General features: G+C 71.0%; 22 protein-coding genes. 9 read left to right on the top strand and 13 right to left on the bottom strand.

What is annotated here, in order from left to right; genetic code table 11:
- Positions 1-31: 31 nt before the first annotated feature.
- Positions 32-700: a hypothetical protein gene (locus ACWGDE_RS00945; protein WP_453386810.1), complete on the bottom strand. Its 669-nt coding sequence runs from the start codon at positions 698-700 to the stop codon at positions 32-34.
- Positions 701-865: 165 nt separating this feature from the next.
- Here ACWGDE_RS00945 and ACWGDE_RS00950 point away from each other — a divergent pair, with 165 nt between their 5' ends.
- The 3 genes from ACWGDE_RS00950 to ACWGDE_RS00960 all read left to right on the top strand — a co-directional run bounded on the left by ACWGDE_RS00950 (position 866) and on the right by ACWGDE_RS00960 (position 3,408).
- Complete coding sequence (locus ACWGDE_RS00950) at positions 866-1,954, top strand: ABC transporter ATP-binding protein (RefSeq protein ID WP_453386811.1); 1,089 nt, start codon at positions 866-868, stop codon at positions 1,952-1,954.
- A gap of 211 nt (positions 1,955-2,165) precedes the next feature.
- Positions 2,166-2,579 carry a hypothetical protein gene (locus ACWGDE_RS00955; protein WP_453386812.1) on the top strand — a complete coding sequence of 138 codons (414 nt, stop codon included), beginning with the start codon at positions 2,166-2,168 and terminating at the stop codon, positions 2,577-2,579.
- Between the two features lie 67 nt (positions 2,580-2,646).
- Positions 2,647-3,408 carry a nucleotidyltransferase family protein gene (locus tag ACWGDE_RS00960; protein WP_453386813.1) on the top strand — a complete coding sequence of 254 codons (762 nt, stop codon included), beginning with the start codon at positions 2,647-2,649 and terminating at the stop codon, positions 3,406-3,408.
- A 109-nt stretch (positions 3,409-3,517) separates the two neighbouring features.
- Here ACWGDE_RS00960 and ACWGDE_RS00965 read toward each other — a convergent pair whose 3' ends face one another.
- From ACWGDE_RS00965 to ACWGDE_RS00990, 6 genes are all read right to left on the bottom strand, one after another.
- Positions 3,518-5,044, bottom strand: coding sequence for a DoxX family membrane protein (locus tag ACWGDE_RS00965; RefSeq protein ID WP_453386814.1), 1,527 nt, complete (start codon positions 5,042-5,044; stop codon positions 3,518-3,520).
- A gap of 168 nt (positions 5,045-5,212) precedes the next feature.
- Positions 5,213-6,184, bottom strand: a complete 972-nt coding sequence (rlmB, locus tag ACWGDE_RS00970; protein ID WP_453386815.1) for a 23S rRNA (guanosine(2251)-2'-O)-methyltransferase RlmB — start codon at positions 6,182-6,184, stop codon at positions 5,213-5,215.
- Between the two features lie 120 nt (positions 6,185-6,304).
- Entirely contained in the window at positions 6,305-7,705 is a 1,401-nt protein-coding gene (gene cysS, locus ACWGDE_RS00975; RefSeq protein ID WP_453386816.1) for a cysteine--tRNA ligase, read from the bottom strand.
- Positions 7,706-7,808: 103 nt separating this feature from the next.
- Positions 7,809-8,312: a 2-C-methyl-D-erythritol 2,4-cyclodiphosphate synthase gene (gene ispF / locus ACWGDE_RS00980; RefSeq protein ID WP_453386817.1), complete on the bottom strand. Its 504-nt coding sequence runs from the start codon at positions 8,310-8,312 to the stop codon at positions 7,809-7,811.
- Positions 8,302-9,048 carry a 2-C-methyl-D-erythritol 4-phosphate cytidylyltransferase gene (gene ispD / locus ACWGDE_RS00985; RefSeq protein ID WP_453386818.1) on the bottom strand — a complete coding sequence of 249 codons (747 nt, stop codon included), beginning with the start codon at positions 9,046-9,048 and terminating at the stop codon, positions 8,302-8,304. Before ispD ends, ispF begins: the two co-directional genes overlap by 11 nt.
- 278 nt (positions 9,049-9,326) lie before the next feature.
- Positions 9,327-9,809, bottom strand: a complete 483-nt coding sequence (locus ACWGDE_RS00990) for a CarD family transcriptional regulator (protein WP_003953493.1) — start codon at positions 9,807-9,809, stop codon at positions 9,327-9,329.
- 603 nt (positions 9,810-10,412) lie between these two features.
- Here ACWGDE_RS00990 and ACWGDE_RS00995 point away from each other — a divergent pair.
- A complete protein-coding gene (locus ACWGDE_RS00995; RefSeq protein WP_453386819.1) occupies positions 10,413-11,063 on the top strand; it encodes a DUF461 domain-containing protein in 651 nt (216 codons plus the stop codon).
- A 121-nt stretch (positions 11,064-11,184) separates the two neighbouring features.
- Here the strand turns inward: ACWGDE_RS00995 and ACWGDE_RS01000 are convergent, their stop codons facing one another.
- On the bottom strand, positions 11,185-11,865 hold the full coding sequence (locus tag ACWGDE_RS01000; protein ID WP_030387286.1) for a response regulator transcription factor: 681 nt from the start codon (positions 11,863-11,865) through the stop codon (positions 11,185-11,187).
- Complete coding sequence (locus tag ACWGDE_RS01005; RefSeq protein WP_453386820.1) at positions 11,862-13,106, bottom strand: sensor histidine kinase; 1,245 nt, start codon at positions 13,104-13,106, stop codon at positions 11,862-11,864. Before ACWGDE_RS01005 ends, ACWGDE_RS01000 begins: the two co-directional genes overlap by 4 nt.
- A gap of 233 nt (positions 13,107-13,339) precedes the next feature.
- On the opposite strand from ACWGDE_RS01005, the gene phoU reads away from it, so the two are divergent.
- Together phoU and ACWGDE_RS01015 are read left to right on the top strand one after the other, a co-directional pair.
- Positions 13,340-14,017 (top strand): phosphate signaling complex protein PhoU, encoded by a 678-nt coding sequence (phoU, locus tag ACWGDE_RS01010; RefSeq protein WP_112449136.1) that lies wholly within the window; start codon positions 13,340-13,342, stop codon positions 14,015-14,017.
- 177 nt (positions 14,018-14,194) lie between these two features.
- Positions 14,195-14,341, top strand: coding sequence for a hypothetical protein (locus ACWGDE_RS01015; RefSeq protein WP_214951967.1), 147 nt, complete (start codon positions 14,195-14,197; stop codon positions 14,339-14,341).
- An 89-nt stretch (positions 14,342-14,430) separates the two neighbouring features.
- Here ACWGDE_RS01015 and ACWGDE_RS01020 read toward each other — a convergent pair whose 3' ends face one another.
- Positions 14,431-14,901, bottom strand: a complete 471-nt coding sequence (locus ACWGDE_RS01020) for a hypothetical protein (protein WP_453386821.1) — start codon at positions 14,899-14,901, stop codon at positions 14,431-14,433.
- A gap of 842 nt (positions 14,902-15,743) precedes the next feature.
- Here ACWGDE_RS01020 and ACWGDE_RS01025 point away from each other — a divergent pair.
- Complete coding sequence (locus ACWGDE_RS01025) at positions 15,744-15,911, top strand: hypothetical protein (protein WP_453386822.1); 168 nt, start codon at positions 15,744-15,746, stop codon at positions 15,909-15,911.
- Positions 15,912-16,006: 95 nt separating this feature from the next.
- Here the strand turns inward: ACWGDE_RS01025 and ACWGDE_RS01030 are convergent, their stop codons facing one another.
- Positions 16,007-16,765, bottom strand: coding sequence for a phosphoglyceromutase (locus tag ACWGDE_RS01030; RefSeq protein WP_453386823.1), 759 nt, complete (start codon positions 16,763-16,765; stop codon positions 16,007-16,009).
- Positions 16,766-16,927: 162 nt separating this feature from the next.
- On the opposite strand from ACWGDE_RS01030, the gene ACWGDE_RS01035 reads away from it, so the two are divergent.
- Entirely contained in the window at positions 16,928-18,211 is a 1,284-nt protein-coding gene (locus ACWGDE_RS01035) for an MDR family MFS transporter (RefSeq protein WP_453386824.1), read from the top strand.
- 153 nt (positions 18,212-18,364) lie between these two features.
- On the opposite strand, the gene ACWGDE_RS01040 is transcribed toward ACWGDE_RS01035, so the two are convergent.
- Both ACWGDE_RS01040 and mshA read right to left on the bottom strand, forming a co-directional pair.
- Positions 18,365-18,859 (bottom strand): YbjN domain-containing protein, encoded by a 495-nt coding sequence (locus ACWGDE_RS01040; RefSeq protein ID WP_453386825.1) that lies wholly within the window; start codon positions 18,857-18,859, stop codon positions 18,365-18,367.
- On the bottom strand, positions 18,852-20,237 hold the full coding sequence (gene mshA, locus ACWGDE_RS01045) for a D-inositol-3-phosphate glycosyltransferase (RefSeq protein WP_453386826.1): 1,386 nt from the start codon (positions 20,235-20,237) through the stop codon (positions 18,852-18,854). Before mshA ends, ACWGDE_RS01040 begins: the two co-directional genes overlap by 8 nt.
- 165 nt (positions 20,238-20,402) lie before the next feature.
- Here mshA and ACWGDE_RS01050 point away from each other — a divergent pair, with 165 nt between their 5' ends.
- Positions 20,403-21,212 carry a class I SAM-dependent methyltransferase gene (locus ACWGDE_RS01050; RefSeq protein ID WP_453386827.1) on the top strand — a complete coding sequence of 270 codons (810 nt, stop codon included), beginning with the start codon at positions 20,403-20,405 and terminating at the stop codon, positions 21,210-21,212.
- Positions 21,213-21,363 lie beyond the last annotated feature (151 nt).

Raw genomic sequence — 21,363 nt, forward strand, 5'->3', positions numbered from 1 at the left:
CTGGGGTCAAAAGTGGATTGCTCTGCCGCCCTCACACCCCCGGGTACCCCGCCCGCGCCAGCCTCGGGGCCACCGCTTCCAGCGGGAGGCCCGGGTTGAGGGCCTCCACGATGTCCTGGGTGAGCGGGCGCAGGGACCAGATGTGCTGGATCGCCTCCAGGGGGAGGGTGGTCTCGTAGTACTCCTCCGCGAAGGTGCGGTAGGCCTCCGGGGTGCCGTCCACCAGGACCTCGAAGACGTAGTCCGTGCCGTCGGGGTCGGGGTGCTCGTCCTCCGGGAACTCGACCTTGCCGGCGCGCCAGGCCGTGTCGCCGGTCTCGCGCCAGAAGACGGCGGTCGCGTCGAGCACGCCCTCGGCCGTGCAGAAGGCCGGCTCCGTCAGGAACGGCCGGAAGACCTCGGGTATGCCGTCGACCAGGCCGGGCCACGCCGTGCCCTCGTCGTTCGCCCACGGGCTCATGGGCGACTCGTGGTCGAACCCGTACCCGAAGGCCCCGTCCTGCGTGAAGACGATCGCGTAGTCGTCGCCCGAGCCGTTGTCCATCAGCGCGACCTCCTCGCCGTCGCCCCACTGGGGGTCGTAGGAGAAGTAGCCGTCCTCGTCTCCGCTGATCACCAGGTCCAGGGCCGCCATCGCCCGGCAGCGGTCGCGCAGGGTCTCGATGTCGGGCAGGGCGCGGGTCAGGTCGTAGATGGTCATGCGCGCGATCCAACCAGTCCCCTCTGACAGTCGGGGAAGTCACCCCGGTCCAGGTGCTGACAGGAGGCGCTGCGGCCGGTAGCGTCGGGCGCGAGTCCATTACTGGACTAGACCTTCCACTCGGATCGTCCGGCACGTTCCTGCCGGTAGAAGGGATTCATCACCATGGCTTCTGTCACTTTCGACAAGGCGACCCGTCTGTACCCGGGCGGCGAAAAGCCCGCCGTCGACCAGCTGGAGCTGGAGATCGCGGACGGCGAGTTCCTCGTCCTCGTCGGCCCCTCCGGCTGCGGCAAGTCCACTTCGCTGCGCATGCTCGCCGGCCTGGAGGACGTCAACGGCGGTGCCATCCGCATCGGTGACCGCGACGTCACGCACCTGCCGCCGAAGGACCGGGACATCGCGATGGTGTTCCAGAACTACGCGCTGTACCCGCACATGTCCGTCGCCGACAACATGGGCTTCGCGCTCAAGATCGCCGGCGAGGACAAGGCCACCATCCGCAAGAAGGTGGAGGACGCGGCGAAGATGCTGGACCTGACCCAGTACCTCGACCGCAAGCCGAAGGCGCTCTCCGGCGGTCAGCGCCAGCGCGTCGCGATGGGCCGCGCGATCGTGCGCAAGCCGCAGGTGTTCCTCATGGACGAGCCGCTGTCGAACCTCGACGCCAAGCTCCGCGTGTCGACCCGTACGCAGATCGCGGCGCTCCAGCGCGATCTGGGCATCACCACGGTCTACGTCACCCACGACCAGGTCGAGGCCATGACGATGGGCGACCGCGTCGCGGTCCTCAAGGACGGTCTGCTCCAGCAGGTCGACACCCCGCGCAACATGTACGACCGTCCGGCGAACCTGTTCGTCGCCGGCTTCATCGGCTCCCCGGCGATGAACCTCGTCGAGGTCCCGATCGCCGACGGCGGCGTGAAGTTCGGCGAGAGCGTCGTCCCGGTGTCGCGCGAGGCGCTGTCCGCGGCGGCCGACGCGGGCGACCGCACGGTGACGGTGGGCGTGCGTCCCGAGCACTTCGACATCGGCGACACGGGTGGTCTGACGATCACGGTGAACGTGGTCGAGGAGCTCGGCGCCGACGGGTACGTCTACGGCTCGACCTCGCACTCCGAGGGCTCGCAGGACATCGTGGTGCGCGTGAGCGGTCGCAACGTCCCCGAGAAGGGCTCGCAGCTGCACGTGGTCCCGCGCGCCGGTGAGATCCACGTGTTCTCGACGTCTTCCGGTGCCCGCCTTTCCGGCTGACCCGGCCGATCCGGCTGATCCGACCCGAGGGGCGTCCCGTCAAGGGGCGCCCCTTTGGCGTGAGTTCCGGCTTCCGGGGGTTACGGAGTTCCGGCAGATCGGGCCATTCGGCCTCATACGTCAACCCTTAATTCGAAAAGCCACGTCGAACCATCCCCCGACCGGGTGACTAAATGTCGCCAAATCTTCACCGAGCGCTACTCTCGCCCTCGTGACCCACACTGCCCGCCGTATCGGCCGATCCCTCGCCCTGGTCCTGCCCGTCGTCCTGGTCCTGTCCGGGACCCTCGCGGTCACCATGGTCCCCTGGGCGGACAACACCCCCTCCCAGATCCTCACCGCGTCCGCCGAGGACGTGTCCGTGCCCGCGAAGCCGCGTGCCGCCCAGGACGTCCTGCGCGACAGGCTGCTGGGTGAGATCCAGCAGGGTGAGCAGCCGGGTGACGTGCTCACCCACCTCCAGCAGGAGGTCGACCGGCGGCCTTCGCTCGCCGAGCACTGCGCGGGGATCGCGCGTGCGCTGGGGCGGGCCGCGGTGGACGCCTACGGGCCGACGAAGGCGCAGTCGTTCGCGCGGCCGGTGTGCGACACCGCGTACGCGTCCGGCGTCGCCTCGATGGGCTGACGGCCGCCGCCACCGTTCGCCGCCCTCGCCCCCGCACACGGACAAGTACCCGGACACGGACAGGGACATGACCCGTTCCGATTTTCCGCCCCGACCCCACGCAGCCGCGTTCCCCGCTTCCCCGACCCAGGCAGTCGTCCTGGCGGGAGGCCAGGGTTCGCGGCTGCGGCCGTACACGGACGACCGTCCGAAGCCGATGGTGGAGATCCCCGGTACGGGGGTGCCGATCATCGGGCATCAGCTGGCGTGGCTGGCTTCCGAGGGGGTGACGGACGCGGTCGTCTCCTGCGGGCATCTCGCGGAGGTGCTCCAGAAGTGGCTGGCCGAGGCCGAGTTGCCGCTGCGGGTGGTCACGGTCGTCGAGGAGGAGCCGCTGGGCCGGGGCGGCGGCCTGAAGTACGCGGCGCGGCGGCTGCCGCGGCCGGAGGAGCCCTGGTTCGCGACGAACGGGGACGTGTGGACGCGGTTCTCGCTGCGTGAGATGGCGGCCTTCCACGCCGAACGCGGTGCCACGGCCACCCTGGCGCTGGCCCGACCCCGCATTCCGTGGGGCGTGGTGGAGATCAATGAGTACGGGCACGTGCTGGATTTCATCGAGGCGCCGCAGTCTCCGTATCCGGTGAATGCCGGCGTGTACGTGTTCGGGCCCGAATTCGCGGCGCTGTTGCCGGATTTGGGCGACCACGAGCGTACGACGTTCCCGCGGCTGGCCCGTGAGCGGCGGCTGGCGGGCTTCCCGCTGCCCCAGGGGGCCTACTGGCGGGCGATCGACACGGCGAAGGACCTGACCGAGGCGGCGCGGGAGTTGGCCGCGCAGAGCGGCGTGTAGGCCCTCGCCGTCCCCATTGCCCCGCTCCGCAGATCAGGGCCCGGCGCGCTTTCGCGTACCGGGCCCTGATCTTCGTACGGTCGTGCGTGCGTGAGCGGTGCCGTCCTCCTCAGCCGAGGAGTCCGCCGACCAGGCCGGGCTGGCGCGTCGGCGTGCTGCTGGAGCCGCTGCCCGTTCCGGAGGAGGTGGCCGGGGGCTTCTGCGGGGCGGACTGGCGGGGGGTGCTGCGCGGGGTCTGGCTGCCGCCGCTGCCGCGGGTCGCGGTGGGGGATCCGGAGCCGCTGGTGCCCGGGGAGGCCGAACCGGTGGTGCCGCGGCCGGATTTGGCGGCGGGTGAGGAGGCTCCGGCCGAGGGCTGTGCGGCGGGCTTGGAGGGGGTGGGGCGTGCGGGCTGCTGCTCTGGGGTGTGGGGCAGGGGCCGGCCCGGCAGGTAGTTGCTGGGGGCCTGTCCCGGTCCGGGGACGGTGACGACGGTGGTGGAGCGGACGGCGCCGCCGAGGAGCGAGCCGATGAGCAGGGTGAGTCCGCAGACGACGGTGGCCATGACGGCTCCGCGCCGCAGGACCCGCCGGCGCAGCCGCCAGACCTCGGAGCGCGGGCCCAGCGTGCGCCAGGCTTCGCTCGCGAGCCGTCCGTCCAGGGAGTAGACGGGGGCGCCCGCGATGATCAGGGGGCTCCAGGCGGCGAGGTAGATGATGTCGGGGGCGTCGTAGGCGGGGACGGTCTTCCAGCTGACCGTCATCAGCAGCGCGGCGGAGAGCAGCGCCCCGAAGCAGGCGGCGAACCGTTGCCACAGGCCGAAGACGGTGAGTACGCCGACGATGACCTGGAGGAAGGCGACGCTGAGGCCGGCCCCGACGGGGTGGGCGAGGGCGAAGTCGCGCAGGGGTTCGGCGAGGGCCCACGGGTGCAGGGTGTGCAGCCAGGTGACCATGGAGCCGCGTTCGCCGCCGTCGAAGTAGACGGGGTCGCAGAGTTTGCCCATGCCGGCGTAGATGGAGATGAAGCCGAGGAAGACGCGCAGCGGGAGCAGCACGACGCCGAGGTTCATGCGGCGGCCGGGGTAGTACGAGGCCTGGCCGCGCGTGTCGCCGGGTGCGCGGCGGGTGTCGGCGCCGGGTCCGGTGCTTTCGGGGTGCGCGGTGTCGTGGGCCCCGTAGTGGTGGTCCCGCAGGGCGGGCTGGGGGCGGGTCTCGTCCGGGTCCCCGTAGCTGCGTTGACCGATGACGGTCGGGGTGGCGAGGGTGTCGTCGGCGAGGTCGTGGGCGAGGTCGATGCGCGGGATGACCTGGGTGGCTCCGCCGTCGTACTCGTCGTGCCCGCGCCCGTGCTCGCGTACGGCTTGGAGCAGGCCGCCCATGGCGGCGCTGGCCGCGGCGTCGCCGGGGGCGGACTTGCCGCTCCAGACGACGGGGCGGCGGCGGGCCGCGCCGGCTCCGGCGGCCGCGAGGGCCCCGCCGAGCGCGGGGGCGAGCCCGGGGATTCCCGCGGGCTTGGGACGCGCGCTGGGGCTCGGTGCGAGCCGCACGCGGAAGCTGGCGTGGTTGACGATGACCTGTGCGGGATCGCACGGCACCTTGACCATGCTCAGCGCGGGCTGGTCGTCGAACCCTGGCGTTCTGGTGTCCACACTCATCTAACCGAGTGATGAGTGTTTAGGACACTGCCTTGACATCAGGGATGTGTCCGAGACCCGTCAAATCAAGCCACCCCGCCCGGAAGGGGCGGGGTGGCACGCTCACGGGTCACTGCGAATGAGCCAACTGGATCAAGCGATCGTGTGGACCGCTCGCGTCCGGGCCGGTCAGACGCGGCCGCGGGTGGCGCGGCGGCGGGCGGCCTCGTAGAGGACGACGCCCGCGGCGACGCCGGCGTTGAGGGACTCGGCGCCGCCCGGCATCGGGATGCGTACGAGGAAGTCGCAGTTCTCGCCGACGAGGCGGCCCAGGCCCTTGCCCTCGGAGCCGACGACGATGACGACGGGGCCGCCGAGCGCCTCCAGGTCCTGGACCTCGTGCGTGCCCTCCGCGGCGAGGCCGACGATGGTGATGCCGGCCTTCTTGTAGTCCTGGATGGCGCGGGTCAGGTTGGTGACGCGGGAGACCGGGGTGCGGGCGGCGGTGCCGGCCGAGGACTTCCAGGCTCCGGCGTTCATGCCGGCCGCGCGGCGCTCGGGGATGACCACGCCGTGGCCGCCGAAGGCGGAGACGGACCGGACGATCGCGCCGAGGTTGCGGGGGTCGGTGACGCCGTCGAGGGCGACGATGAGCGGGTCGTCGCCGTTGTCGTACGCGGCGGCGGTGAGGTCTTCCGGGTGCGCGTACTCGTAGGGCGGGACCTGGAGGACCAGGCCCTGGTGGTTGAGCCCGTTGGTCATGCGATCGAGCTCGGGGCGCGGGGCTTCCATCAGGTTGATGTTGCCGCGCTCGGCCGCGAGCTGGAGGGCCTCGCGGACGCGCTCGTCGTTGTCGATGAACTGCTGGACGTAGAGGGTGGTGGCCGGTACGCCGTCGCGCAGGGCCTCGAAGACCGGGTTGCGGCCGACGACCATCTCGCTGGTGCCCTTGGGGCCGCCGCGGCGGGGGGCCGGGCGGCGCTTGGCGGCCTGGCGGGCCATGGCCCCGGCGATGCGGTTGGCCTTGTGCTTCTTGCGGTCCTCGGCCTTGGGCGTGGGGCCCTTGCCTTCCAGGCCCTTGCGCCGCTGGCCACCGCTGCCGACCGTGGCGCCCTTCTTGTTGGACGTGCGGCGGTTCCTGCGCTGGCTGTTCCCGGCCATGACCTCTACCTGTTTCGTTGGTGCTGCGATATGTACGTATGAAGAGTGTGCCGCCCGGAACGCCGGGCGGCCCAATCTGAATGCGCCGGTCGGACTGCTGGAGGGACCGCTCCGGTGGGCTCAGCGGGGGCCGAGCGTCCAGCGGGGTCCGGTGGGGCTGTCCTCGATGACCAGGCCGGACTGCTGGAGCTGGTCGCGGATGGCGTCGGCGGTGGCCCAGTCCTTGCGGGCGCGGGCGGACTCGCGCTGCTCCAGGACGAGGCGTACGAGGGTGTCCACGGCGCCGTGGAGGTCCTCGCCGCGGTCCGCCTCGCCCGCCCAGTGCGGGTCGAGGGGGTCGAGGCCGAGGACGCCCAGCATGGCCCGTACCTCGGACAGGCGGGCGATGGCCGCGTCCTTGTCGTCGGCGGCGAGCGCGCTGTTGCCCTGGCGGACGGTGGTGTGGATGATCGCGAGCGCCTGCGGGACGCCCAGGTCGTCGTCCATCGCCTCGGCGAAGGCGGGCGGGACCTCGGCGGCCGGCTCGACGGGCTTGCCGGCCTTCTCGATGACGCGCTGGATGAAGCCCTCGATGCGCGCGAAGCCGGACTCGGCCTCGCGCAGCGACTCCACGCTGTACTCGATCATCGAGCGGTAGTGCGGGGTGCCGAGGTAGTAGCGCAGGACGATCGGGCGCCAGACCTTGAGCATCTCGGAGACGAGGACGGAGTTGCCCAGCGACTTCGACATCTTCTCGCCGGAGAGGGTGACCCAGGCGTTGTGCATCCAGTACTTCGCGAACTCGTCGCCGAAGGCCTTGGCCTGGACGATCTCGTTCTCGTGGTGCGGGAAGATCAGGTCGAGGCCGCCGCCGTGGATGTCGAAGGCGCTGCCGAGGTACTTGTGCGCCATCGCGGAGCATTCGAGGTGCCAGCCGGGACGGCCGCGGCCCCACGGGGTCTCCCAGTCGGGCTCGCCCGGCTTGGAGGCCTTCCACATGGCGAAGTCGCGCGGGTCGCGCTTGCCGGTGATGCCCTCCTCGGCGGGCTGGCGCAGGTCGTCGATGTTCTGGTTCGACAGCTCCAGGTAGCCGGGGAAGGAGCGCACGTCGAAGTAGACGCTGCCGTCGGCCTCGTACGCGTGGCCGCGCTCGATGAGGCCGCGCATCATCTCGATCATCTCGGGCACGTGGCCGGTGGCGCGCGGCTCGTACGTGGGCGGGAGGCAGCCCAGTGCGTTGTAGCCGTCGTTGAAGGCGCGCTCGTTCTCGTAGCCGATGGACCACCAGGGGCGGCCCTGGGCCTCGGCCTTCGCGATGATCTTGTCGTCGATGTCGGTGACGTTGCGGATGAACGTGACGTCGAGGCCGCGGTAGGTGAACCAGCGGCGCGCGATGTCGAAGTTCAGGTAGGACCGGACGTGCCCGATGTGCGGGGCCGCCTGCACGGTGGCGCCACAGAGGTAGATCGAGACGCAGCCCGGAACGAGCGGGGTGAAGTCACGGATCTGCCGGGCGCTGGTGTCGTACAGGCGAATAGTCACGGCATCCAGGGTAGTGCGCCTGTAGCAGTGCCCCGCGACCCTTTCGGTACGCGGGGCCCGCTTTGTTGTCGAAGAGCCGCGGGAGCGGCCCCCGTACGGGGTACTAGGCCCGGTTCGTCCGGTAGACGAGGGCCGTGGCGATGGCGGCGAGGCCTTCGGCTCGGCCGGTGAGTCCCAGTCCGTCGGTGGTGGTGCCGGAGAGCGAAACGGGGGCGCCCGCCGCGGCGGAGAGCGCCTTCTGTCCTTCTTCGCGCCGCTTGCCGATCTTCGGGCGTACGCCGATCACCTGGATGGCGATGTTGCCGATCTCGAAGCCCTCGGCGCGGACGATGCGGGCGGCCTCCGCGAGGAGGGTGACCCCGGCGGCGCCGGACCACTCGGGGCGCGAGGTGCCGAAGTGCGCGCCGAGGTCGCCGACTCCGGCGGCGGAGAAGAGGGCGTCACAGGCCGCGTGCGCGGCCACGTCGCCGTCGGAGTGCCCGGCGAGGCCGTCCTCGCCCTCCCAGAGCAGGCCGGCGCACCACAGCTCGCGGCCGGTCTCGAAGGCGTGGACGTCGGTGCCGATGCCGACGAGCGGGATCAGGGGTGCGTCGGGGCTAGTAGGCATCGGTGGCCCTCCTGCGGGCGAGTACGGCCTCGGCGAGGACCAGGTCGAGCGGGCGGGTGACCTTGAAGGCCTCTTCGTGGCCGGGGACCACCACGACGGTGATGCCGAGCTGTTCGACCATGCCGGCGTCGTCGGTGGCGCCCTCGCCGTCGACGGCGATCTTCTCGTGGGCGCGCAGCAGCGTGGCCACGTCGAAGCCCTGCGGGGTCTGCACGGCGCGCAGCCGGGCCCGTACGGGGGTGGCGACGACCGGCTCGGGCTCGCCGGGCTTGCCGGGCTCGACCTCCTTGACGGTGTCGGCCAGCGGCATGGCGGGCACGACGGCGGGCGCGCCGTCGCGGACGGCCTCGACGACGGAGTCGACGGTGTCCACGGGGACGAGCGGGCGGGCCGCGTCGTGGATGAGTACGGCGGTGATGTCGGCCGGGAGTGCGTCCAGGCCGGCGCGCACGGACTCCTGGCGGGTCTGGCCGCCGGGGACGACGAGGACCTCGGTGCGGTCGGGCAGCGCGTGCTCGTCGAGCATCCGGCGCACCTCTACGGTGTCGGCCGGCGGGGCGACGACCACCACGAGGGAGACCGCGCGGGAGCGCGCCATGGCGCGGACGGCGTGGATGAGCATGGGCAGACCGCCCAGGGTCCGCAGGGCCTTGGGGGCGCCGGGACCGAGACGGACCCCGCGTCCGGCGGCCGGGATCACCGCGGCGGTGCGGTGGGGGCGCGATTCGTCAGACATCAGTAGCTCCGAGCCAGGTTTGTGACTTCGGCCGACATGGGTATGGCCTGAAGGGTGCCGGGTGCGACGCCCCTCGCCCCTTCCGTGACGACCGGTCGAGTCGGCTGCCCGGGCCCGGCACGCCAGTGCACGATGTCGGCCTGTTCGGATACGGACATGCTGTTTCGGATACAGACATGCCGCAGCGCCCGGCAACAAGTTTCCTTGTCATCGGGCACCGCGGCACAACTATGTACGACCGGGCAACTGTGCGTGACCAGGGCGTACGGGTGATCGCGTCAGGACGCGAGCACCTCGTCGAGGAGGGCTTCAGCCTTGTCCTCGTTGGTGTTCTCGGCGAGCGCGAGCTCGCTCACCAGGATCTGACGCGCCTTCGCGAGCATGCGCTTCTCACCCGCGGAGAGTCCACGCTCACGCTCACGACGCCACAGGTCGCGCACAACTTCGGCGACCTTGATGACATCGCCAGAAGCGAGCTTCTCCAGATTTGCCTTGTAGCGCCGGGACCAGTTCGTCGGCTCTTCTGCGTACGGTGCACGAAGCACCTCGAAGACCCGGTCCAGCCCGTCCTGGCCGACTACGTCGCGAACACCGACGAACTCCGCATTGTCCGCGGGCACGCGAACGGTCAGGTCGCCCTGGGCGACCTTGAGCACCAAGTAGGTCTTGTCCACGCCTTTGATCTGGCGAGTCTCAATGGCCTCGATCAGCGCGGCCCCGTGATGGGGATAGACCACGGTGTCGCCAACCTTGAACGTCATGTGACAGGTACCCCTTCCGTGGCTATCCAGGGTAACACGAGAACCGACCGTTATGAATGGCGTTTTCGCAGGTCAGGGCACATCTCGGGGCTTGACAACACCGACAGGAACGTGCTGCGAGAGGCTTGCGGAAGGGGGTATTCGCAGGTCGGAGGCGCTGTGCGGACCGGCCGAAACGGCTACGTTACACCTGCCCAGGACCCCCGCCAGTGTGACGTACGTCCCGTTTTGCCGCTTTGCGCGGCGGGAAACCGAACTACTCCGTTCGACTGGCGGCCACCCCGGCGGGGCGCGTTCCGGCCCAATCCGGAATTCGATCACCGGACGGTGTTCGAAGGAATCCAGAAATTGATCACCGGGTGTCCATCGGCCATTTCCGCGAATGCAAAGATCACCCGGCCGCGGCGGCGCCGGGGCACGACCCGGACAGGGCCGCCCCCACACTGCGGAGGGTCGGGTGCGGGCGCGGGGCGGCGGCTCGGTAACCTAAGCGCGCTGCACCCCCTTAGAGCGGCTTTACTTCGGCCGTTCCGAGGGGTACCTCCCCGCGTGACCGGGGGAGTCCACCCTTCCGTTTCGTACGTCCAAGGAGAAGCCGCCGCCGTGAGCCGCAGCCTTCGACGCGGCGCCCTCGCCGCCACCGCCATCGTGTTCTCGATCGCCTCGCTGGCCGCCTGCGGTGCCGGCCAGGACGCGCAGACTCTCCAGATCAAGCCGGACAACGCGGCTGTCACCAAGGGCGACATCAAGATCCAGAACGCCCTGGTGATCACGCAGGAGAAGAACAAGAAGGGCCCGGCCGCCGTTTCCGCGACGCTGTTCAACGCGGGCGCCAAGGAGCAGACGATCGACGCCATCACCCTCCCGGGCGGCAAGGCGACCGTCGCCCTGAAGCCCGCGGGCGGCGCTTCCAAGGTGGTCGTGCCGGCCGGCGGCTCCCTGGTCCTGGGCGGCAAGGGCAACGCCTCCGCCGTCATCACCGGTGGCAACGAGGCCGTCGAGGACGGCAAGGTGCAGAAGGTCGTCTTCCAGCTGAGCACCGCCGGTGACGTCGAGCTCGAGGCCTTCGTCGTCCCCGCGGCCGGCATGTACGCCGGCTTCGGCCCGACCGAGGCCCCGGTCGCGGGCGCCAGCCCGTCCGGCAGCCCCTCGGGCACCCCCTCCGGCTCGCCGGCGGCCACGCCGTCCGGTTCGGCCTCTGGCAGCCCCGCGGGCACCCCGTCCGGGTCCCCGTCCTCCAGCGCCGGCCACTGAGGCGCGAAGCACCGTACACACGGCAACGGCCCCCGTCCGCTCGATGCGGACGGGGGCCGTTCCCGTACCTCTGGAGGCCGTTCCCGTACTCCGTGAGGGTGAGCCTTGGCGGTGAGCCGGCTTACGGCTCGAACTTGTAGCCCAGACCACGGACCGTGACCAGGTAACGCGGCGCGCCCGGGTCCGGCTCGATCTTGGCGCGCAGGCGCTTGACGTGGACGTCGAGGGTCTTGGTGTCGCCCACGTAGTCGGCGCCCCAGACCCGGTCGATGAGCTGCATGCGGGTCAGTACGCGGCCCGCGTTGCGCAGCAGCATCTCCAGCAGGTCGAACTCCTTGAGCGGGAGGTCCACCTTCCCGCCGGCGACGGTGACCACGTGGCGGTCGACGTCCATCCGGACGGGGCCCGCTTCCAGGGCCGCCGGGGTGACCTCTTCCGGCTCGCCGCGGCGGCGCAGGACCGCGCGGATGCGGGCGACCAGTTCCCGCGAGGAGAAGGGCTTGGTGACGTAGTCGTCTGCTCCTATCTCCAGCCCGACGACCTTGTCGATCTCGCTGTCCTTGGCGGTCACCATGATCACGGGGACGTTGGAGCGGCCGCGCAGTTGCCGGCAGACCTCGGTGCCGGGCAGGCCGGGGAGCATCAGGTCGAGGAGGACGAGGTCGGCGCCGTTGCGCTCGAACTCGTCGAGCCCGTCGGGCCCGGTCGCGGCGATCGCGACCTCGAAGCCCTCCTTGCGGAGCATGTAGGACAGGGCGTCGCTGAAGGATTCCTCATCCTCGACGACGAGCACTCGGGTCACGGAAGGACCTCCGGGGCAGGAATGGCTGGTGCGGTTTGAGGTTCGAGCAGGGGGTTGGCGGGTGCGGAGGCCGTCGCCGGGGCCGGCGAGGCCGCTTCGGGCAGTCGCAGGGTGAACGTGGAACCCTGGCCCTCCGAGCTCCAGACCGACACCTCCCCGCCGTGCGAAGCCGCTACGTGCTTCACGATCGCGAGTCCCAGACCGGTTCCTCCCGTGGCACGGGAGCGGGCGGGGTCCACGCGGTAGAAGCGTTCGAAGATGCGCTCGCGGTCCTTTTCCGGGATGCCGATGCCCTGGTCGGTCACGGCTATCTCGATCAAGTCTCCACCCGGCGCGGTGACCCGGCGCGCGGCGATGCCGACGCGGGTGCGGGCCGGGCTGTAGTTGACGGCGTTCTCGACCAGGTTTCCGAGGGCGGCCGCGAGCTGCCCCCGGTTCCCCCATACCCGCAGGTCGGCGGTGCCGCCGGCGGCCATGGTGATCTGCTTCGCGGACGCCGTGTGGCGGCAGCGGTCTATGGCCTCGGCCACGAGCGTGTCCACGCGGACGGGCTCGGCGTCCTCCAGGGGATCGTCGTTCTGTACCCGGGAGAGGTCGATGAGCTCTTGTACGAGGTTGATCAGGCGGGTGGCCTCGATCTGCATGCGGCCGGCGAAGCGGTGGACCGCCTCGGGGTCGTCGGAGGCGTCCATGACGGCCTCGGACAGCAGGGAGATCGCGCCCACCGGGGTCTTGAGCTCGTGCGAGACGTTCGCGACGAAGTCGCGGCGCACGGCCTCGATGCGGCGGGCCTCGGTGAGGTCCTCGACCAGGAGGAGCACCAGGCGGGAGCCGAGCGGGGCGACGCGCGCCGAGACGGCGAGCGCTTCGCCGCGGCCGGTGCCGCGCCGGGGCAGGTCCAGTTCGACCTGTCGTATCTCCCCGTCGCGGCGGGTGTCGCGGGCCATGTGGAGCATGGGCTCCACGGCCAGCTTGCCGCCGCGGACCAGACCGAGGGCGTACGCCGCCGAGCTGGCCTTGACGACCGCGTCCCCCTCGTCGAGGACGACGGCGGAGGAGCGCAGTACGGAGAGGACGGTGTCCACTCCTGGTGGGAGCACCGCGTTGATGTCGGGGCGCATGGAGCTCCGGGTGGGGCGGGCTTGGTCGCGCTCGCTCCAGCGGAACGCCAGCATCGCGATCACACCGGTGCAAAGACCGGCGATCGCTGCAGCTGCGGCGACCGCCGCGTTCACGTCCATGACTCCAGGTTAAGCAGGCGGGACGACACTTCCACAGCCGTTCGGGTGGCACCTCGAACAGTCGTCGCCCAGAGTTCACCCTGACGACCTGGTTGATTCACTTGTGGTGTCGGAGTCGGCCGCGTTCGGCGGTCAACGTGTCAACGTGGGGCACGAGGCCAGCCACAAGGCCGCCCCGGGCCCGGCCCCGGGCAGTAGCGAGCAGTAGCAGGCAGTAGGCAGAGAGGGACACCATGCGTGACGCGTACCACGAGGAACTGGACTCGATCGGAGAAGGCCTGGTCGAGATGGCCCGGCTGGTCGGTTCCGCCATCGGGCGGGCCACGACCTCCATGCTCGACGCCGACCTGAAGCTCGCCGAGAGCGTCATCGCCGCCGACCAGAAGGTCGACGACCTCCAGCACGACCTGGAGGCCCGTGCCATCGCGCTGCTCGCGCGCCAGCAGCCGGTCGCCACCGACCTGCGCATCGTCGTCACCTCCCTGCGCATGAGCGCGGACCTGGAGCGCTCGGGCGACCTGGCCCAGCACGTGGCCAAGCTCGCCCGGCTGCGCTTCCCGGACACCGCGGTCCCGCGCGACCTGCACGCCACCATCCTGGAGATGGGGCAGCTGGCGCAGCGCCTGATGGCGAAGGCCGCCGAGGTCATCATCACGAAGGACGTCGACCTGGCGCTCCAGCTGGAGCAGGACGACGACGAGATGGACCAGCTGCACCGCACGCTGTTCCAGCACCTGATGGACGACCGCTGGAAGCACGGCATCGAGACCGCCGTGGACGTGACGCTGCTGGGCCGCTACTACGAGCGGTTCGCGGACCACGCGGTGTCGGTCGCCAAGCGCGTCGTCTACCTGGTGACGGGCGAGCACGCGGACGAGCTGCAGCCGCCGACGCAGGTCGAGGGCGTCTGACGCCGAGGGGGTCCGCGGCAGGGGCGTCCGTGGCCGGGGGCGTCCGAGGCCGGGGCGTCCGAATCCCCCGCGTCCGGGGCCGGGGTGGCGTCAACAACGAGCCCCCAATGCGCCGTTGACGCGGGGGTCCGGCTGGGCATGAATGAGGCGAAGGCACAACGCCTACGAGGAGGATCCATGCCCGATTCCCCCGTCCCCATCACACCGGAGCAGGAAGCGCAGCCCCCGGAGGCGCTGCGGCTACCGCTGCTCGCGGCCTGCGGCTGTGGCTCGGGCTGCGGCTGCGGCTGCCAGTCCGGCGCCCCCTGCCAGTGCGGCGGCTGACCCCGCCCGCCTGGTCCCCGTACGCGAAGGGCCCCGTCCGATCCACTCGGCCGGGGCCCTTCGGGTACCCGCCTCGGCCGCGGCGCTCCTCAGAGCCGGCTCTTCGCCGCGGCGACCAGCGTGGCGATCCCCTCGCGGGTCCGGTCCCGGCGCACCTCGAAATCCGCCCGGTCCCGTGTCTTGTGCACGACCGCGATGTCGGCGAGCAGGGCCCCCGCCCGCGTGCTCAGGTCCTCGTCGTCGGTGAGCATCTGGAGCCGGAACAGAGCCTCTTGGGCGCTGGAGCGCAGATCGTAGGAGCGCGCCTTGATCGCGACCGGGTCCTCGTACGGCCCGTAGGGCTGCTGGTACGTGGAGAACCACAGGTGGACGAGGGTGCGCCGGAAGTCCACGAGCGCCCCCGCGTACGAGGTGTAGGCATCGAGCCGCTCCTGGCGCAGCTTCTCCGACCGGGTGAACTCGTGCCCCCGCTCGGCCACCCGCTGCTGGAAGGCGAAGGTCACCCCCGACCCGAGCAGCGTCCCCAGAACCGCTATCGCACTGGCGATGATTGCTTCCACCGCGCCACCAGACCACGCCCCCGGCCCACCCACAAGACCGCGGGAAAGCGGTCGTCCCATCGGGGAGGGCGCAGATCTCCGAAACCAGTTCAACGGTAATCAGGGGGAGCCCGGCGGGCCACCGGGCCATCGCAGAGCCGGAGAAAGTGCGGGAGACCTACGCCCGGGCCAGGGCTCACCCTGCGGGTCGATGCAGCCCGGTGCCCAGCAGCAGCCCGCGGCCCCGCACGGCGCCCGGTGCCGTGTGCGAGCGCTGGGCTCCCGACCCCATGGTCCCGCCATCGTTCGGATATCGACGGTCACCCGTTTACCGCACCGGTTCTACCCCTGCCGCAAGAATCGGAGATTTCCGCGTTTCCCGAGTTTCCATCAGCTCCGACATCCGCCCCACCGAATCCCACCAGCTTTCGGGCAATGTCCGGCCATTCACCCGACTCGACACGCGCTTTCACGCACCCACTCCATTCGGAATTGCGGGAATTCAGACGTTGCCTACCTGCTGGTCGCGGCAACATTGCGCCACCCTTCGCCAGGTTGCGCCACGTTGCCAGCCACAGGTTCGCCATGCCGGGCCGGGAGGCCGACGGGGGGCTGCCCTCAGGGCCTCAGCAGGCTTCGGTGCTTCCGAGATTTTCCGAGGTTTTCCTAGGTTTTCCAAGGTTTTCCAAGGTCCGGGATTCCGTGCGACACCTCGATAACCAGGGAATTTGCGGCGCACGCCCGGCGTGCGTAAAGTTCCAGACGCGGAAAAGGCCGCCTCTTGCAGGAGGCGGCCTTAGATCCATTTCCGCGTCCGTTTCGTCCTGTATCCAGCAGAACTGACCGCTCAATGGAAGGAACCCATGTTCTCACAACGCGGGCTGAGGATCGACGTCCGAGTGCGCGAGCTTCCCCTCGTACTGATCAGTGCCGGCGGCGCGGCCCTCGCGAGTTCGGTCGGCGCACCGGCTGAACTGGTGACACCCGTCGCGGCCTTGGTCGCCCTGCGGTTGTCGTTCCGCCGCCTGTAGCCCTCCCCCCGGGCCCACAGACGGGGCCCGAGGCGACGAGAAGGCCCCCCATCCGCTGCGAACCAGCAGGTGGGGGGCCTCTTCGTGGCTTGGGGTTACTTCTTGCCCTGGTTCTTGACGGCCTCGATGGCGGCCGCCGCGGCGTCCGGGTCGAGGTAGGTGCCGCCCGGGTTGAGGGGCTTGAAGTTCTCGTCCAGCTCGTAGGAGAGCGGGATGCCGGTCGGGATGTTCAGGCCCGCGATGTCGGCGTCGGAGACGCCGTCGAGGTGCTTGACCAGCGCGCGCAGGGAGTTGCCGTGCGCGGCGACCAGGACGGTGTGGCCGTCCAGCAGGTCCGGGACGATCGAGTCGTACCAGTACGGCAGCATGCGGACGACGACGTCCTTGAGGCACTCGGTGCGCGGCCGCAGCTCCGGCGGGATCGAGGCGTAGCGCGGGTCCTCGGACTGCGAGAACTCCGTACCGTCCTCGAGGGCCGGCGGCGGGGTGTCGTACGAGCGGCGCCACAGCATGAACTGCTCCTCGCCGAACTCGGCGAGGGTCTGGGCCTTGTCCTTGCCCTGGAGGGCGCCGTAGTGGCGCTCGTTCAGGCGCCAGGAGCGGTGGACCGGGATCCAGTGGCGGTCGGCGGCCTCGAGCGCCATCTGCGCGGTGCGGATCGCGCGCTTCTGGAGCGAGGTGTGCACGACGTCGGGGAGCAGGCCGGCGTCCTTGAGCAGCTCACCGCCGCGGACCGCCTCCTTCTCGCCCTTTTCGTTGAGGTTGACGTCCACCCAGCCGGTGAACAGGTTCTTCGCGTTCCATTCGCTCTCGCCGTGGCGGAGGAGGATCAGCTTGTACGGTGCGTCGGCCATGCGTACGAGCCTAATGGACGCACCCGGCCGCCCGCGCGCGGTGTGGAGGGCGTGCGGAGGGGCCCCGATTGACGCCGCCCGTCAATCCAGTGGCCCCGCGGGACGCGCATCCGTAGGGTCCGAACTGTTCCAGAGACGCTTACGCCGCCGGGGGGATTCCGTATGTCCGTTGCCAGTCTGAGACGGGCCGCTCGAGAGAGCGTGTCGGGGCTTCCGCGCGAGTTCTGGTGGCTCTGGACGAGCACGCTGGTCAACCGGCTCGGGGCCTTCGTCGCCACATTCATGACCTTGTACCTGACCTTGGAGCGGGGCTATTCGGCCTCCTTCGTGGGACTTGTGGTGGCCCTGCACGGGCTCGGCGGTGTGGTGTCCTCGCTCGTCGCGGGCGTGCTCACCGACCGGCTGGGCCGGCGGCCCACGATGGTCGCGGCGCAGGCCTCGACCGCGTTCTCGGTGGCGCTGCTCGGCTTCATGGAGCACCCGGCGGCGATCGCGGTGGTGGCGGCGCTGGTCGGCATGACCTCGAACGCCTCGCGCCCGGCGGTGCAGGCGATGATGGCGGACATCGTGCGCCCCGAGGACCGGGTACGGGCCTTCGCGCTGAACTACTGGGCCATCAACCTCGGCTTCGCCGTCAGCGCGACCGTGGCGGGCTTCGTCGCCGAGTACAGCTACCTGGCCGGGTTCCTCGGCGAGGCGGCCCTGACGCTGGTCTGCGCGGTGCTCGTGTACATCAAGCTGCCGGAGTCGCGGCCGGAGAGGACGGCGGCGGAGAAGGCGGCCGCCGAGCCGGAGATCGGCCTGGGGACGGTGCTGCGCGACGGGCGCTTCATGGGTGTGGTCGGGCTGTCGTTCCTGATCTCGCTGATCTTCATGCAGGGCTCGTTCGGGCTGCCGCTCGCGATGGGCGCGGACGGGTTCTCCACGGCCGACTACGGCCTGGTGATCGGCGTGAACGGCCTGCTGATCGTGCTGCTGCAGATCCCGGTCACCCGGTTCATCGAGCGCCGCGACCCGCAGAAGCTGCTGGTCGTCTCGGCGCTGCTCGCCGGGTACGGGTTCGGGCTGACGGCCTTCGGCGGCTCGGTGTGGAGTCTGGCGCTGACCGTCTGCGTGTGGACGCTCGCCGAGATCATCAACTCGCCGACCCAGATGGGCCTGGTGGCGCGGCTCTCCCCGCTGCACGGACGCGGCCGCTACCAGGGCATGTACACGATGTCGTGGGCGGTGGCCTCGCTGGTGGCGCCGCTGATGGCGGGCTTCGCGATCCAGCACTTCGGCGCGGGCTGGCTGTGGGGCTCGACGGCGGTGCTGGGGACCATCGCCGCGGGCGGCTACTGGCTGCTGATGCGGAGCCTCCCCGAGGGTGAGGCGGAGGACGCCGACGCGCCCGGCACCGGACAGCTGCCCGAGGGCTCGGCCCAGGCCGCCACCACCGCTGCCTGAGGCGCCCCCCCCCCCCTCAAGGTCCCGCCGGGGCGCGCATCCGGGCCGACGCCGGCCAAATCCGGCCCCGCCGGCGTTTGAGGCGCGGGGGTCCGGGGGCGGCGCCCCCGGCAGCGGCGCCGCACGGCGTCTCCGGGGCCCCGCGCCACCGGGTCAGGCCGATGGCCGCGTCAAGTGCTTGAAGGCGTCCAGGTTGCGGGTGGACTCCCCCCGGGAGACCCGCCATTCGTACTCGCGTCGGATCGCTTCCGCGAACCCCAGCTCGAGCAGGGTGTTGAACGCGCCGTCCGCCGCCTCCAGGACCGTGCCGAGCAGCCGGTCCAGGTCCTCCGGGGTGATCACGGAGAGCGGGAGGCGGGCCGTCAGGTACACGTCGCCGAGCGCGTCCACCGCGTAGCCCATGCCGTAGAGCTTGAGGTTGCGCTCCAGCAGCCAGCGGTGGACGCCGGCCTCGTTCTCGTCGGGGTGGCGGATCACGAAGGCGTTGACCGACAGGGAGTGCTTGCCGACCTTGAGCGAGCAGGTGGTGCTCAGCTTGCGGGTGCCGGGGAGCTGGACGACGTACGTGCCCGGTGAGGGGCTCTCCCAGCTCAGTTCCGCGCCGGTCAGCGTCGCTTCGATGATCCCGGCGGTGTCAGCGTCAGCCATGGTGGGAGCGTACGTGACGGCGATGATCGTGCATCGCCGCGGTGTAAACGTCGGCCGTGCCGCTCGCGGCGGTGTCCCAGCCGAAGAACTGCGCGTGCCGGGCCGCGGCCGCGCCCATCGTGCCCGCGAGTCCGGGCTCGTCCACGAAGCGCCGCAGCTGGCGGGCGTAGTCCACGGGGTCGTGTCCGGGTACGAGGATGCCCGTCACCCCGTCGTTGACGGCCACGGGCAGCCCGCCGACGGCGGCCGCCAGTACGGGCGTTCCGGCGGCCTGGGCCTCGATGGCGACGAGCCCGAAGGACTCGCTGTACGAGGGCATGACCAGGACGGACGCCGCCCGGAACCAGTCGGCGAGCGCGTCCTGCGCCACCGGCGGGTGGAAGTGGACGAGGTCGGCGATGCCGAGGGTCGCGGCGAGCTTCTGCAGCTCTTCCGGCTTGGCGAGCCCGCTGCCACTGGGGCCGCCGACGACGGGCACGAAGAGGCGGGAGCGCAGCGCCGGGTCCCGGTCCACGAGTTCGGCGACGGCCCGCAGCAGGATGTCGGGGGCCTTGAGCGGCTGGATGCGGCCCGCGAAGAGCGGGATGACGGCGTCCTGCGGGAGACCGAGGCGGGCGCGGGCGGCGGCCCGGCCGTCGGCGACGGTGAAGCGGTCGAGGTTCACGCCGGGGTGGACGACGGCGACCTTGCCCGGGTCGGCGTCGTAGTGGCGGACGAGTTCGTCGGCCTCCTCGGCGGTGTTCGCGATGAGGCGGTCGGCGGCGGTGACGATCTGCGTCTCGCCGATGACGCGGGCGGCGGGCTCGGGGGTGTCTCCCTCGGCGAGCGCCGCGTTCTTCACCTTGGCCATGGTGTGCATAGCGTGCACGAGCGGGACGCCCCAGCGTTCCGCGGCGAGCCAGCCGACGTGGCCGGAGAGCCAGTAATGGGAGTGGACGAGGTCGTAGTAGCCGGGGCGGTGGCCGGCCCAGGCCTGCATCACGCCGTGGGTGAAGGCGCACAGCTGGGCCGGCAGCTCCTCCTTGGCCAGACCCTCGTACGGGCCCGCGTCCACGTGCCGTACGAGGACTCCGGGCGCGAGCTCGACGACGGGTGCCAGGCCCCCGGCGGTGGCCCGGGTGAAGATCTCGACCTCGATGTTGATCGCGGCGAGGCGCTTGGCCAGCTCGACGATGTAGACGTTCATTCCGCCGGCGTCGCCGGTGCCGGGCTGGTGCAGCGGTGAGGTGTGCACGCTGAGCATGGCCACGCGGCGCGGCTTGCGGTGGCCGCCGACGGCGGGCAGCCGCATCCGGGGCGGCTCGTGGCGGGTGGCGGAGCGGGCTGCGGCGATCCGCCCGCCGATGCTGCCGCCGATGCGGGACACGTACTGGCTCAAGGGAGCAGTTCCTCTCGCTCGGACGGCATGACGCGGGGAGCGCGGTCGGCGCCCTACTTAGGAGTGCAACCCGGATGGCCGTGTCCCGCATTCCGGGAGCGGGGGGATTCCTGAGCTGTTTGCCGGATTTTTATCGGGCGGGAGCGCTCCGCTTACTCTCTGCACATGGCTTCCCGCTCGACCCCTCCCCCTCGTCGCCCCGTCGGCACGGTGACGCGCGGGACGACGAACCCGAACCGTCTGCGCCGCATGGACCGCTGGATCGCGGCCACGCACGGGGCGGCGCTGCGGCGCGCGGACGATCCGGTCGCGGTGGACCTCGGCTACGGGGCCGCGCCCTGGACGGCGGTGGAGCTGCTGGCGCGGCTGCGGGAGGCGGCTCCGCGGGTGCGGGTGGTCGGCATCGAGATCGAACCGGCGCGGGTCGAGGGCGCGAAGCCGTACGAGCGGGAGGGGCTGAGCTTCCGGCACGGCGGGTTCGAGGTGCCGCTGGAGGGCGGGGTCCGGCCGCTGCTGATCCGCGCGGCGAACGTTTTGCGCCAGTACGACGAGGACCAGGTCGAGGCGGTGTGGGAGCGGCTGCGCGCGCGGCTCGCCCCGGACGGGCTGCTGGTGGAGGGGACCTGCGACGAGATCGGGCGGCGGCACGTGTGGGTCGCGTTGGGGCCCGAGGGAGCGCGCACGGTGACGTTCGCGACCCGGCTGGGCTCCCTGGAGCGCCCCTCGGACCTGGCGGAGAGGCTGCCGAAGGCGCTGATCCACAGGAACGTTCCGGGCGAGCCGGTGCACGCGTTCCTGCGGGATTTCGACCGGGCGTGGGCGGCGGCGGCCCCTTACGCCTCGTACGGGGCGCGGCAGCGCTGGATCCGCACGGCGCGGGCGCTGGCCGCGGACTGGCCGCTCGCGGACGGGCCCGTCCGGTGGCGGCAGGGGGAACTGACGGTGCGGTGGGAAGCGTTGAGGCCTTCGGAGTGACGTCGGGGCGTGCAGGGGGGTGACGTTGAGGGTTATAGGGGTGCCCGGGGCGACCGGGACGCATCGGGTGGATATCCACAAGGGTGTTGGAATTCACCGACACGTGGCACCATCCCGAAGGCAAAGACAAGTTACTGACGATTAGTCAATC

The organism is Streptomyces sp. NPDC054956 (assembly GCF_053609185.1).